We start from the raw sequence: 13,428 nt of genomic DNA on the forward strand, positions 1-13,428 counted from the left end.
CGCTGTTGCCTTGACGCCCGCCATCAGTCCAACGGCACCAACCATTGACCACAGGCCTGGGCCAGATGGTCGGTCAACAAACCCAGCAGTTGCCCGCCACTGCGCCAATGATGCCAGTACAGCGGCACATCGATGGGCTTATCTGGCAATAACTCGACCAATACGCCCCTTTGCAGCTGGTCGCCGACCTGCAGTTCAGGCACCAGGCCCCAACCGAGCCCGGCTTCCGCCAAGCGGATAAACCCTTCGGACGACGGGCACAAATGGTGCTCGAAACCGCCGTCCACCCCGAGCGCGGCCAGGTAGCGGTGTTGCAGGAAATCGTCCGGGCCGAATACCAAGGCCGGCGTGCGCGCCAGTTGATCGGCGCGCACACCGTTGGGGAAGTGCCGTGCGATAAACGCCGGACTCGCCAGCGCCCGATAGCGCATGGCGCCCAGCAACAGGCTGCGCGCCCCGGCCACCGGGCGTTCACTGGCGCAGATACAGGCCGCCACTTCACCGGCGCGCATGCGCTTGAGGCCGACGGTCTGGTCTTCCACCACCAGGTCCAGCAGCAAATGCTGCTCGGCGCAAAAGTCGCTGACGGCCTCGGCCCACCAGGTGGCGAGGCTGTCGGCATTCAACGCGATGCGCAGGCGTTCGGGCATGCCTTCTTCATCCAGCGCCGGCACCTGGCTTTGCAAGTCGCGCTCCAGCAGCCGTACCTGTTGCACATGGTTGAGCAGGCGCCGGCCGATATCGGTCGGCGTCGGCGGTGTGGCCCGCACCAGCACCGGCTGGCCGATCCGTGCCTCCAGCAGCTTGATACGCTGGGAGATCGCCGATTGCGACAACCCCAGCACCTGGGCACCGCGCTCGAAGCCGGCTTGTTCCACCACCGCCGCCAGGGCGGAGAGCAATTTATAGTCGAACATCAGTTTCTCTAATGAGCGATCAGCAATATTGGTTTTTCTTATACAGCCATGCCAGGGAAGATAGCCAGCATCGTTTCGGCTTGAGCAAGGATCTTCAACTATGTGGCAAAGCTATATGAACGGCCTGCTGGTCGCGTTGGGGCTGATCATGGCCATCGGCAGCCAGAACGCCTTTGTGCTCGCGCAAAGCCTGCGTCGTGAACACCACCTGCCGGTGGCGGCCCTGTGTGTGGTCTGCGATGCGCTGCTGGTGGCCGCCGGGGTATTCGGCCTGGCGACGATACTGGCGCAAAGCCCGATCCTGCTGGGGATTGCCCGCTGGGGCGGTGCCGCGTTCCTGCTGTGGTACGGCGCCTGCGCGCTGCGGCGGGCCTGTTCGAAACAGAGCCTCGACCAAGGCGACGCCCTCAAGGTGCGCTCATTGCGCGCCGTGTTGCTCAGCGCGTTGGCGGTGACGTTGCTCAACCCCCACGTTTACTTGGACACCGTGCTGCTGATTGGCTCGCTGGGCGCCCAACAGACCGAACCCGGCGCCTATGTGGCCGGCGCGGCCAGCGCTTCGTTCCTGTGGTTCGCCACGCTGGCGCTCGGCGCCGCCTGGTTGGCCCCGTGGCTGGCACGTCCGACGACGTGGCGCCTGCTCGACCTTCTGGTGGCGGGGATGATGTTCAGCGTGGCCTATCAATTGATCAGCGCATGATGAATATTCCAAAACGCTCTGGAACCTCTATCCCACACAGTTGTTGCGTGGTTTTGCCACACCCCGGGTGCTATGATCCGGACCCTGCGCCGCAAAGAGTACAAACTCCCCGGCGCTTGTTTGGCCGCCCGTGATCGGCCTTGCGCTCACCGCAACTGACCTGATTAGGAGAATCATCATGGCTTTCGAATTGCCGCCGCTGCCCTACGCACACGATGCCCTGCAGCCGCACATTTCCAAGGAAACCTTGGAATACCACCACGACAAGCACCACAACACCTATGTCGTGAACCTGAACAACCTGGTGCCTGGCACCGAGTTCGAAGGCAAGACCCTGGAAGAAATCGTCAAGTCTTCTTCGGGCGGCATCTTCAACAACGCCGCTCAGGTCTGGAACCACACCTTCTACTGGAACTGCCTGGCGCCAAACGCCGGCGGTCAACCGACCGGCGCACTGGCTGAAGCCATCAACGCTGCGTTCGGTTCGTTCGACAAGTTCAAAGAAGAATTCACCAAGACGTCCGTCGGCACCTTCGGTTCCGGTTGGGGCTGGCTGGTGAAAAAGGCTGACGGTTCCCTGGCTCTGGCCAGCACCATCGGCGCCGGCAACCCGCTGACCAGCGGCGACACCCCGCTGCTGACCTGCGACGTCTGGGAACACGCTTACTACATCGACTACCGCAACGCCCGTCCAAAGTATGTGGAAGCGTTCTGGAACCTGGTCAACTGGAAGTTCGTGGCTGAGCAGTTCGAAGGCAAGGCCTTCACTGCCTAAGCACCCCTTGCAGTAAAAAGAGCCCGGCGATTGCCGGGCTTTTTTTTGTGCGTTCGACGGCGGCGCCAGCCGGGCATGACGGAACCAACTGCGCGGAAATTGCCACCCAGGCAGTGAGAGGAATGTCCCTTTCATTCAATGTCGGAGAATTAACTTATGATCGCAGGCGCAGCAGGATTAGGAGCAGCAGCCTCCGCAGCCGCAGCACTCGCCCCCGTGCTAATGCCGTTGGCTGAACAAGCCGCCGGTATGGCCATGAATGTCGCAAAAGACCTTCTGAAAAACGCAACGAGTGCTGCCGGCAGCGCAACGAATCAACAGCAGCAAATCAAATTCTGATTGGGAAAGCGTGAACGGTGGCGGAGCAAAATCAGTCCGCCATCACTTGAATTCCCCCCTCGCCTGACGACCCCGCCTGCAACAGACCGGCCCACCATGGCGTCATGGAGCATCGCGCCGCAATGTTCCTTTGACTGCCATCACCAGATTGCCAATACTCATGGCATATTGAAGGCCACCCGCATGAGACAAGGAATGCCCCTTTGAAGCTGGAACTCAAAAACAGCTTGTCGGTGAAGTTGCTACGGGTTGTGCTGCTGTCGGCATTGATCGTGGGCGTGGCGCTGAGCGTGGCGCAGATCGTTTTCGATGCCTACAAGACGCGCCAGGCCGTGGCCGATGATGCCCAGCGCATCCTCGACATGTTTCGCGACCCCTCGACCCAGGCCGTCTACAGCCTGGACCGCGAGATGGGCATGCAGGTGATCGAAGGTCTGTTTCAGGACGACGCGGTCCGCATGGCCTCCATCGGCCATCCCAACGAAACCATGCTCGCGGAAAAAAACCGCGCCTTGCAGCAATCCTCCAGCCGCTGGTTGACCGACCTGATTCTCGGCCAGGAGCGCACGTTCACCACCGCCCTGGTCGGCAAAGGCCCCTATAGCGAGTATTACGGCGACCTGAGCATCACGCTCGACACGGCCACCTACGGCAAGGGTTTCATTGTCAGCTCGGTGATCATTTTTATTTCCGGGGTGCTGCGCGCACTGGCCATGGGCCTGGTGCTGTACCTGGTGTATCACTGGCTGCTGACCAAGCCGCTGTCGCGGATTATCGAACACCTGACCTCGATCAACCCCGACCGCCCCAGCGAACACAAGATCCCCCAGCTCAAGGGCCACGAACGCAATGAACTGGGGCTGTGGATCAATACGGCCAACCAGTTGCTCGAATCCATCGAACGCAACACCCACCTGCGCCATGAAGCGGAATCCAGCCTGCTGCGCATGGCCCAGTACGACTTTCTCACCGGCCTGCCGAACCGCCAGAAACTGCAGGAGCAACTGGACAAGATCCTGATCGACGCCGGCCGTCGGCAGCGCCGCGTCGCCGTGTTGTGCGTGGGCCTGGATGACTTCAAAAGCGTCAACGAGCAGTTCACCTACCAGGCCGGCGACAAGCTGCTGCTGGCCCTGGCCGATCGCCTGCGCGCCCACAGCGGCCGCCTCGGCGCCCTCGCCCGCCTCGGCGGCGACCAGTTCGCCCTGGTGCAGGCCGATATCGATCAGCCCTACGAAGCCGCCGAGCTGGCGCAAAGCATCCTCGATGACCTGGAAGCGGAGTTTGCCCTCGACAGCGAGCAGATTCGCCTACGCGCCACCATCGGCATCACCTTGTTCCCGGAAGACGGCGACAGCACCGAGAAACTGCTGCAAAAAGCCGAACAGACCATGACCCTGGCCAAGAGCCGCTCGCGCAACCGCTATCAGTTCTATATCGCCAGTGTCGACAGTGAAATGCGCCGACGCCGCGAACTGGAGAAAGACCTGCGCGACGCCTTGAGCCGCAATCAGTTTTACCTGGTGTACCAACCGCAGATCAGCTACCGCGACCACCGCGTGGTCGGCGTCGAAGCGTTGATCCGTTGGCAGCACCCGGAACACGGCCTGGTGCCGCCAGACTTGTTCATCCCCCTGGCGGAACAGAACGGCACGATTATCGCGATCGGTGAATGGGTGCTCGACCAGGCCTGTCGACAATTGCGCGAATGGCACGACCAAGGCTTCACCGAGCTGCGCATGGCGGTCAACCTGTCCACCGTGCAACTGCACCACACCGAATTGCCACGGGTGGTGAATAACCTGATGCAGATCTATCGCTTGCCGCCGCGCAGCCTGGAACTGGAAGTGACCGAGACCGGCCTGATGGAAGACATCAGCACCGCCGCGCAACACCTGCTGAGCCTGCGCCGCTCCGGCGCGCTGATCGCCATCGATGACTTCGGCACCGGCTATTCATCCTTGAGCTATCTGAAAAGCCTGCCGCTGGACAAGATCAAGATCGACAAGAGCTTCGTGCAGGACCTGCTCGACGATGACGACGACGCCACCATCGTGCGCGCGATTATCCAATTGGGTAAAAGCCTGGGCATGCAGGTGATCGCCGAAGGCGTGGAAACCGCGGAACAGGAGGCTTACATCATCTCCGAGGGCTGCCATGAAGGTCAGGGCTACCACTACAGCAAACCGTTGCCGGCACGGGAGTTGGCGGCGTATTTGAAGCAGGCCGAGCGCAATAACGCAGCCATTCTCTGACACGACCAAACGATAGTTGAGATTTCCCTCGTATAACCCTTTACAGAAAATGCAAATCTTTCGCATTATGTTGCAGTTTTGCGCGGCCCCCGCGCGCCCTATCAACGACCGATGCAGGATGTTCGCCATGATTCGTATGCCCCTGGCCACCGCCAGTCTGTTGGCCATTGCCATTTCGCTCGCCGGTTGCGGCGAAGGTAAAGACAAGGCCGCCGCGCCCCAGGCGCCGACCCCGGCCGCCAGCACTGCCGCTCCGGCGGCTGCCACCTCTGCCGGCCAGGTCGACGAAACCGCCGCCAAGGCCGTGGTCGCGCATTACGCTGACATGGTGTTCGCGGTGTACAGCGATGCCGAATCCACCGCAAAAACCCTGCAAACCGCGATCGACACCTTCCTCGCCAACCCGAACGACGAGACCCTCAAAGCCGCCCGTACCGCCTGGGTCGCCGCGCGCGTGCCGTACCTGCAGAGCGAAGTGTTCCGCTTCGGCAACACCATCATCGACGACTGGGAAGGCCAAGTGAACGCCTGGCCCCTGGACGAAGGCCTGATCGACTACACCGACAAATCCTACGAGCACGCGCTGGGCAACCCTGGCGCCACGGCCAACATCATCGCCAACACCGAGATCCAGGTCGGCGAAGACAAGGTCGACGTCAAGGACATCACCCCGGAAAAACTCGCCAGCCTCAATGAGCTGGGCGGTTCCGAAGCCAACGTCGCCACCGGCTACCACGCCATCGAATTCCTGCTGTGGGGCCAGGACCTGAACGGCACCGGCCCGGGCGCCGGCAACCGTCCTGCGTCGGACTACATGACCGGCGACGGTGCAACCGGTGGCCACAACGAGCGCCGCCGCACGTACCTGCGCGCCGTGACGCAGTTGCTGGTCAGCGACCTGGAAGAAATGGTCGGCAACTGGAAACCCAACGTCGAAGACAACTACCGCGCCACGCTTGAGGCCGAACCGGCCACCGACGGCCTGCGCAAAATGCTGTTCGGCATGGGCAGCCTGTCGCTCGGCGAACTGGCCGGTGAGCGCATGAAGGTGTCCCTGGAAGCCAACTCGCCGGAAGACGAGCAGGACTGTTTCAGCGACAACACCCACAACTCGCACTTCTACGACGCCAAGGGCATCCGCAACGTCTACCTGGGCGAGTACACCCGCACTGACGGCAGCAAAATGACCGGCGCCAGCCTGTCATCCCTGGTGGCCAAGGCCGACCCTGCCGCCGACGCCGCGTTGAAAGCGGACCTGGCGGCGACCGAAGCGAAGATCCAGGTCATGGTTGACCACGCCAACAAGGGTGAGCACTACGACCAGTTGATCGCTGCGGGTAACGACGCGGGCAACCAGATCGTGCGGGACGCCATCGCCGCACTGGTCAAGCAGACCGGCTCGATCGAAGCGGCTGCCGGCAAGCTGGGGATCAGCGACCTGAACCCGGATAGCGCTGATCACGAGTTCTGATCACTGCCGACGCCTAAGTGCCATAAAGAATGCCCCGACTCGCTCGGGGCATTTTTTTTACGCCCGCAGTCGAAGGCATTACACCCGAATGATAAAAATCTGCGGCGACGCGATGGGCGTCGTCAGTTGGATGCCGCCGATCAGCGGCACCAGGTTATGACTGGCCTCAGCCTGGGCGACCAGGGTTCGCGTCGGCTCATCCATCAAGCTGCGGTAGGGCGCAACCTGCGCGTCGGCGGCAATCCGCTCACCGACCACACGCCGCGTTCTCAACCAATACAGCCTGACATCCCCCGCACGCCGGAACAGCAGCTCGCCGGCAACGTCATAGCCGCCAAGCACGCCGTAGCGACAGCGGCTCACCACCTCGCTCATCAAGCTCCGCAACCAGCCGGCCGAGCCGGGCGGGAGCGCGTTGAACAGCGGCACCGCGACGGGCTCCGGACGAAAGTCCAGGCGGCGGTAATGCCCGGGCGCGGTCGGTAACAGCCAACTGCCGTCGCTGAGCGTGTGGATGGGCGGCAGCAACGAAAACGGATCGGCCAACCGCCCCTGCGCCGTGGGCAGCCAGAACTGCCAGTCCCGCAGGGTGCGTATCAGCGAGCGCAGGCCCAGTTGGGTCAAGCCCCCCGGGTTGGCCCGATTGAACAGGATCTGGGCGAGTTCGACTTGGCTGCGGGTGGTCAACAGCGCAAACGCCTCGCGCACATAGGCGGTGACCAGTTTTTTCAAGGCCACGCCACTGGCGACGACCCACAGCCCGTCACCGGTGGCAAACTTCACCTGTCGGGGCTGATTGTAAATGCCGGAGAGCAGCAGGTTTTCCAGATCCAGGAAATGCATGGCCGGCCGCCTCGGGTCACGAATCAATACGTCGTTGGGCGCGCTGGGGTCGCGGGGCAAAATCGCGAAATAGCGCTGGTCCATCTTGATGTATTCCTGCCCCAGCCACTGCGGATCACCGGCAACCCGCCGATAGATGCCCCGCGTCGCATCCACCACCTCGAGTTCGGCCACGTCGAGGGTTCTGCCCCACTCGATGAATTGTTCGTTTGCAGGACGCACCGCCGTGGCCTCGGGCGCCGCGACACGGGTACTGGCGCGTGGTGGCGTCGGTAGGCTCGGTGGCAGCTCGGCGGGCGGCGGATGGCGGGTCGCCACCACCGGCAGGTCTGGCAGATCAATCCCGTCCAGACGCCACTGAAACCGCAGAAGCGGTACGTTCAGATAAGTCTCGAAGGCCGCCGTGGAGAGCCTCAGACGCAGGTTTTCGACCAGGGCCAGCCGATATTCGATTTCGCGCCCCGCCGGGAAGTTGAACGACTCAAACACGCGTCTGGCCTGCACCTCATCCAGCCGAGGGTAAAGGTCCCTGAGGGCACGCTCCGGCGCGTTGCCGCCCTTGAGTCCGGCTAGCGGATGGGAACCTATTTCCCACTGCCCCGACGCATTCCGCCGAATCGGCGCGTAGTGATATTGCGTCAGCTTGCGTGCGTCCCTGAGCCGCCAGGCGGCTTTGTCGCCGTCATCGAGGATCGAGTACCAACGCCCACCGTCATTGAGGAAGTAGTGCTGGGCACCCGCGGCGTTCGAGGGCGCGTGATACACGCCCTGGCCTTCCCATCCGGCCAACGGCGCCACACCCTCGGGCTTTTTCCCCAGCGCCATCTCCGCCGGCAACGCCCTTGGCCGGGAGCCCGCCACCGGTGCGCGGGCGCCGACCGCGCCGTCCACCAGCGCACCGACCAGCTCGCCCAGCGAGCGCACGAAAGACTGTGCGGCACCGGCGCGGTCGCCCAGGTCCAGCGCCTCGACGGCGTTGAACACCGAAAACAGGCTGCGCGCCAAACCGATCGGCAACATGATCCTGACCGGCAGCACCATGGACAGCACGTCGAAGGCCACGGTGGCGACGTTCAGGCCGGTTTCGATGTCGACTTGCCGGGTGCTCTTCGCTTGCGCGGCGGCGTCGTTGATCACGCAGTTCGCTTCAGCCTCATAAGCCTCCTCGAAGAAGTCGTCGGCAATCCGGCTCAGGCTCACCATCGACACGTCGCCGCGGCCCCTGAGCACGGCGCGGACGTGAGGCTCGAAGGCCCGTTCCACGCGCCCCAGCAGGTAGGCGCGCCAGCTGCTGTTGATGATGAAGTCGCTCATCAGGCGGTCTTTGGCGTACTCGTGGAACACGCGACCGTCGGGCGCCTGCGGGGTGTACACAACGATCGAGCCGACCCCGGCGGCGGCCGTGCCGAACAGCAGTACCCCGCGCACGCGCTGACCGCGCAGTTTCAAGTGCTGCACGAGAATCCGATGCCCGTCGACGCGCTCGCGCCGATCACTGTCGACGGGGGCATCGAGCACCGCCCGCACCCAATTGAAGCCACGGTCCAGGCGGTCCGGGAGGAAGTCGCCGTGGATCTTGGCCTCGATGGCGTCGAGACGCAGTTGCCGCCGCATGACTTGGCCATAGGTGTGTTTTTGCGCGAGCGCAGCGGGCGAGGTGATAAGGCGGTCCTTCAGAAAGGTGTCGTAACCTTGTCCGACATTGACCGCGCGCACCAGATCCTTGACCTGTTGCAGGGTCAGCCCGTCATAGGGCCGGGGCCGCCTCCAGATCTTCGGGGAGCAGTGCTTCATCAGGCTTTTTGCGCGTGTTTTCACTGAGCCTGGAAAAGTGCGTGAAGTTGAAATCCAGCCCGCCGAGATTCTCCAGGGCCAGCTCGGTCAGCGTGCGGCTTCGCTGCCGGAACAACGCTGTACCGGGCTCGCGCGGCGCCGGAGCAGGCGCGCCCGGAACCACGACAGTCGCCGGCACGAACGGTTCTTTGGTGTGTACGCGGACAGTGTCGGGGTCGATGTCCAGTGCATAGTCAGCCTTGAGGCGAATGCGCAGCTGTTGGTTGGCGTATGCCAGCAGCGTCGGTTTATCACTGAATTGCGCCAGCGACGGCAAGCCCTCGGCGTCCGGCAGGCGCGACAGCAGCTCGTAATAATCGGCCATCGCGGCGCGCCACGCCTGTTTATCGGCGGGGGATGCGTCGTGCAGAAAGGTCCGGAGCTGCGCCTGCCCGCGCTTGATTTCGCGGCCCCACAACACCCCGCCGGCACTGAAGAGGCGAGCGGGGTCCGTGACCCGGTCCAGCACCTGCGGCAGCTCGGCCACTTCGATGGGGTCGACCGGTGACGGGTAGCGCGACAGGGTTGAGGTGAAGTTGTCGAGCATCAACCGGCATTGCGCCTCGACACTCTCAACGAACGGCGACTCGAGCTGTTCATGGTAGACCACCTGCCCCGTGGCCTTGAGCTGACGATGCAGGGCCAAGCCTTGCGCCTGGTCCGCCACCGCCAGGCCAGCGAGCACCGCGGCGAATTCGACGGGGTGGTTCAAACGCCGATGCAGCTCCCGATCCAGGCTGGCCAGGGAGTCAAACGCTTCAAGCCCGGAGTCCGGCAGAAACAGCAGCAGCGTGCCGACGTTCATGCTTGGGTCCACGGGGCGCACCCGGGCCGGCTCGACCGCCTCCTGCGCCCTCACCACGGCTTGTTCTGGGTCTCTGGAGGTCAGCACAAAGGCGCCGCGCAAGGTCAGGTCCGCAGCGCCGGGAGCTCCCTTGAGGGCAACCGCGTAGACACACGGCCGGTCAGCGCGCAGCGCCTGTCGTGCCTGGGCGTGCGGGTGACGCAGTACCAGGGCGAACAGGTCCTGGTCGGCGGGGCTGAGCAGGCGGTCGGCAGCCAGTAGCGCCACTTCGGTTTTCAGCAGTTCGATACGGGTTTGCACCAACCATTGTTTCTGCGTGCGCGCATCGGTCAGGCTGCGCGCGCGCGTCCAGAAGGCTTGCACGAAAGCGCTGTAAGAAGCGCTCAGCCCGGCGGCCAGGCGGTCGAGGAATTTATCCAGCCCGGCGGGGGTGATACCGCTCAAGGGCAGCAGCGCTTCGCCCGTCGCCGGCAGCCGATGCAGGGTCGCCATGCGCCCCGCATAACTCGCTGGCTGGTCAGCGGTGATACGTTGCACCACCGCATCGAACAGCGTGGGCAGCAACTCGGCCTCGGTGGGCGGTTGCGCCTCTGACGTCGCTGGCGGGATGGGCGTCTCCGGCAGTCGGATGAAGGCGTGGCGCACATCGAGGCTGGGCGTCAAGGTCGGGAATGCTTGCTCGAACGCATGCTGCACAAATGAATGGAACGTCGGTGGCGACTGAAACTGCTCGGCGATCTGGCGGTCGAGCGCCATTAACTGTTCGCGCAACGCGACCTGTTGCGGTGCGTCCTTGACAGTTGGCGGTGCAGATAACAATAAATCAGACGGCATGGTGGCCTCTCGAATAGGAAACATACCAGCCCATCGTGCCTAAGCCCCCTCTGAACCATGCGCTACATAGCTACGCGCCGCCGATCGGCGGCCAAGGTTTACATGCCCTGCACCCCAGGTAGAATGGCGCCCTTCCCCTGTCACCCGAGCAGACTTCATGGCGTTGCCGACCCTTCGCATCATTGGCTTCATCATCGGCATCTTCCTGATCACCCTCGCGATCGCCATGGTCGTTCCGATGGCCATCCTGGTGATCTTCGAACGCACCAGCGACCTGCCGTCGTTCCTGTGGGCCAGCCTGATTACCTTTATCGCCGGCCTGGCCCTGGTGATTCCCGGTCGCCCGGAACATATCCACCTGCGTCCCCGGGACATGTACCTGCTGACGGTGAGCAGTTGGGTGGTGGTGTGCATCTTCGCCGCGCTGCCGTTTTTCCTGACGCAGAACATCAGCTACACCGACTCGTTTTTTGAAAGCATGTCCGGCATCACCGCCACCGGTTCCACGGTGTTGAGCGGGCTGGACACCATGTCGCCCGGCATTTTGATGTGGCGTTCGCTGCTGCACTGGCTCGGCGGGATCGGCTTTATCGGCATGGCGGTGGCGATCCTGCCGCTGCTGCGCATTGGTGGCATGCGCCTGTTCCAGACCGAGTCCTCGGACCGCTCGGAAAAGGTCATGCCGCGTTCGCACATGGTGGCGCGGCTGATCGTGGCGGCGTATGTGGGCATCACCATCCTCGGCAGCCTGGCGTTCTGGTGGGCCGGGATGGGCTTGTTCGATGCGATCAACCATGCGATGTCGGCGATTTCCACCGGCGGGTTTTCCACCTCCGATGAGTCCCTGGCGCACTGGAAACAACCGGCGGTGCATTGGGTGGCGGTGGTGGTGATGATCCTCGGCAGCCTGCCGTTCACCCTGTACGTCGCCACGTTGCGCGGCAACCGTCGGGCGTTGATCAAGGATCAGCAGGTGCAGGGTTTGCTCGCCTTGCTGTTGGTGACCTGGCTGGTGCTCGGCACCTGGTACTGGTGGACCACCAACCTGCACTGGCTGGATGCGCTGCGCCATGTGGCCCTGAACGTGACGTCGGTGGTGACGACGACCGGTTTTGCACTGGGGGACTACAGCCTGTGGGGCAATTTCTCACTGATGCTGTTTTTCTACCTGGGTTTTATCGGCGGTTGCTCGGGGTCAACGGCGGGCGGGATCAAGATCTTCCGCTTCCAGGTCGCCTATATCCTGCTCAAGGCCAACTTGAACCAGTTGATTCACCCGCGCGCGGTGATCAAGCAGAAGTACAACGGCCACCGCCTCGACGAAGAGATCGTGCGTTCGATCCTGACCTTCTCGTTTTTCTTCGCCATCACCATTTGCATGATCGCCCTGGCCTTGTCGCTGCTCGGCCTGGACTGGATGACCGCGCTGACCGGCGCCGCCAGCACGGTATCCGGGGTCGGCCCGGGCCTGGGCGAAACCATCGGCCCGGCCGGCAACTTCGCCAGCCTGCCGGACGCGGCCAAGTGGATCCTGGCGCTGGGCATGCTGCTCGGCCGGCTGGAAATCATTACAGTCTTTGTTCTGTGCATCCCGGCGTTCTGGCGTCACTGACCGTCGACGCATCCAGCAAGCGCGCGCGGTACTCGCCGGGCGTGGCGTCGAACCAGCGGCGGAAGGCGCGGAAGAAGTTGCTCGGGTCGGCAAAGCCCAGCAGATAGGCGATCTCCAGCAGGGTCATGCTCGGCTGCGCCAGGTATTGCTCGGCGAGTTCGCGGCGGGTGTCGTCCAGCAGGGTCTGGAAACTGGTGCCCTCTTCCTGCAGACGTCGCTGCAACGTGCGTTGGGACAGGTGCAGGGTCTGGGCCACCACTTCGCGCTTGGGTTCGCCCTGGGGCAACAGGCGGCACAGCACCTGCCGCGCCTTGTGGGTCACACGGCTTTCGGAGAAGCGCGCCAGGTATTCACCGGCAAACCGGTCGTGCAGCAGCGCCATTGCCTCATTGGCGGTGGGCAGCGGCGCTTCCATGTCGGCGCGCTCGAAAATCAGCGCGTCATAGGCTGCGTTGAATTCCAGGGGCGCATGGAACGCCTGTTTGTAGGGCGCGAGGTCGGCGGGTTGTTCACCTTGCAGCAGCACCTTGCGCGGTTGCAGGGTACGCCCGGTCAACCAACCGCACAGCGCCAGCGCACAGGCCAGCGAGGCTTCGGCGCTTTGCCGGGTGGGCGGCAGGTGATCGCCATGTACTGTCAGAATCAGCGCATAGCCTTCGGGTAATAATCGGAAACTCAGGTCAGCGCTTTCGGCGATGATCCGCTGGTAGCGCACCAGGCGCATAAAGCCTTCCGCCAATGTGTTGCTGGACATCAGCGCGTAACCGGTCACGTGAAACGACGCCGGGCGCACCACTTTGCCCATGTTCAGGCCAATCGCGGGGTTGCCCGACAATTCCACGGCACGCTGCCACAGCCGCGTCATGGAGTCTTGCGGAAAGCGCGCATCGGGGTCGTTGAGGGCGGCATAGTCCAGGCCCAATTGTTTGAACAACACCTGGCAATCCAGGCCGTCCATTTCCAGTGCCTTGACTATCCCCATCGCCCAGCTTGCAGAAGTTGTTCGTTCGCTCATGGCGTCTTCTTAATAAAGCAGGCTGAAAC

The 13,428-nt window shown here is 63.1% G+C and carries 10 protein-coding genes; 6 read left to right on the forward strand and 4 right to left on the reverse strand.

Annotated elements, in window-relative coordinates:
• Positions 1 to 23: 23 nt before the first annotated feature.
• Positions 24 to 917: a LysR family transcriptional regulator ArgP gene (locus TU80_RS11505; protein WP_017847178.1), complete on the reverse strand. Its 894-nt coding sequence runs from the start codon at positions 915 to 917 to the stop codon at positions 24 to 26.
• A 100-nt stretch (positions 918 to 1,017) separates the two neighbouring features.
• Here TU80_RS11505 and TU80_RS11510 point away from each other — a divergent pair, with 100 nt between their 5' ends.
• From TU80_RS11510 to TU80_RS11530, 5 genes are all read left to right on the forward strand, one after another.
• Positions 1,018 to 1,617 (forward strand): LysE/ArgO family amino acid transporter, encoded by a 600-nt coding sequence (locus tag TU80_RS11510; RefSeq protein WP_057004515.1) that lies wholly within the window; start codon positions 1,018 to 1,020, stop codon positions 1,615 to 1,617.
• Between the two features lie 178 nt (positions 1,618 to 1,795).
• A complete protein-coding gene (locus TU80_RS11515) occupies positions 1,796 to 2,392 on the forward strand; it encodes a superoxide dismutase (protein WP_017847176.1) in 597 nt (198 codons plus the stop codon).
• A 156-nt stretch (positions 2,393 to 2,548) separates the two neighbouring features.
• Positions 2,549 to 2,731, forward strand: a complete 183-nt coding sequence (locus TU80_RS11520) for a hypothetical protein (RefSeq protein ID WP_017847175.1) — start codon at positions 2,549 to 2,551, stop codon at positions 2,729 to 2,731.
• A 203-nt stretch (positions 2,732 to 2,934) separates the two neighbouring features.
• Positions 2,935 to 4,986, forward strand: a complete 2,052-nt coding sequence (locus TU80_RS11525) for a putative bifunctional diguanylate cyclase/phosphodiesterase (protein ID WP_017847174.1) — start codon at positions 2,935 to 2,937, stop codon at positions 4,984 to 4,986.
• A gap of 127 nt (positions 4,987 to 5,113) precedes the next feature.
• Positions 5,114 to 6,457 (forward strand): imelysin family protein, encoded by a 1,344-nt coding sequence (locus TU80_RS11530; RefSeq protein WP_057004516.1) that lies wholly within the window; start codon positions 5,114 to 5,116, stop codon positions 6,455 to 6,457.
• Between the two features lie 78 nt (positions 6,458 to 6,535).
• On the opposite strand, the gene TU80_RS33395 is transcribed toward TU80_RS11530, so the two are convergent.
• Both TU80_RS33395 and TU80_RS33400 read right to left on the reverse strand, forming a co-directional pair.
• Positions 6,536 to 9,094, reverse strand: a complete 2,559-nt coding sequence (locus TU80_RS33395; protein ID WP_234427183.1) for a dermonecrotic toxin domain-containing protein — start codon at positions 9,092 to 9,094, stop codon at positions 6,536 to 6,538.
• Positions 9,048 to 10,772: a dermonecrotic toxin domain-containing protein gene (locus TU80_RS33400; RefSeq protein ID WP_234427182.1), complete on the reverse strand. Its 1,725-nt coding sequence runs from the start codon at positions 10,770 to 10,772 to the stop codon at positions 9,048 to 9,050. The genes TU80_RS33395 and TU80_RS33400 overlap by 47 nt, the downstream gene beginning before the upstream one ends.
• A 157-nt stretch (positions 10,773 to 10,929) precedes the next feature.
• Between TU80_RS33400 and TU80_RS11540 the strand changes: the two genes are divergently transcribed.
• Complete coding sequence (locus tag TU80_RS11540) at positions 10,930 to 12,384, forward strand: TrkH family potassium uptake protein (protein WP_057004517.1); 1,455 nt, start codon at positions 10,930 to 10,932, stop codon at positions 12,382 to 12,384.
• Here the strand turns inward: TU80_RS11540 and TU80_RS11545 are convergent.
• Entirely contained in the window at positions 12,341 to 13,399 is a 1,059-nt protein-coding gene (locus TU80_RS11545; RefSeq protein ID WP_046382278.1) for an AraC family transcriptional regulator, read from the reverse strand. The two genes, TU80_RS11540 and TU80_RS11545, sit on opposite strands and share 44 nt — an antisense overlap.
• Positions 13,400 to 13,428 lie beyond the last annotated feature (29 nt).

The organism is Pseudomonas veronii (assembly GCF_001439695.1).
GTDB lineage: Bacteria > Pseudomonadota > Gammaproteobacteria > Pseudomonadales > Pseudomonadaceae > Aquipseudomonas > Aquipseudomonas veronii.

Coding starts and splice junctions, on each gene's coding strand:
- TU80_RS11510 (WP_057004515.1), top strand. CDS start 1,018: ATGTGGCAAAGCTATATGAACGGCCTGCTGGTCGCGTTGGGGCTGATC.
- TU80_RS33395 (WP_234427183.1), bottom strand. CDS start 9,094: ATGAAGCACTGCTCCCCGAAGATCTGGAGGCGGCCCCGGCCCTATGAC.
- TU80_RS11515 (WP_017847176.1), top strand. CDS start 1,796: ATGGCTTTCGAATTGCCGCCGCTGCCCTACGCACACGATGCCCTGCAG.
- TU80_RS33400 (WP_234427182.1), bottom strand. CDS start 10,772: ATGCCGTCTGATTTATTGTTATCTGCACCGCCAACTGTCAAGGACGCA.
- TU80_RS11530 (WP_057004516.1), top strand. CDS start 5,114: ATGATTCGTATGCCCCTGGCCACCGCCAGTCTGTTGGCCATTGCCATT.
- TU80_RS11505 (WP_017847178.1), bottom strand. CDS start 917: ATGTTCGACTATAAATTGCTCTCCGCCCTGGCGGCGGTGGTGGAACAA.
- TU80_RS11520 (WP_017847175.1), top strand. CDS start 2,549: ATGATCGCAGGCGCAGCAGGATTAGGAGCAGCAGCCTCCGCAGCCGCA.
- TU80_RS11545 (WP_046382278.1), bottom strand. CDS start 13,399: ATGAGCGAACGAACAACTTCTGCAAGCTGGGCGATGGGGATAGTCAAG.
- TU80_RS11540 (WP_057004517.1), top strand. CDS start 10,930: ATGGCGTTGCCGACCCTTCGCATCATTGGCTTCATCATCGGCATCTTC.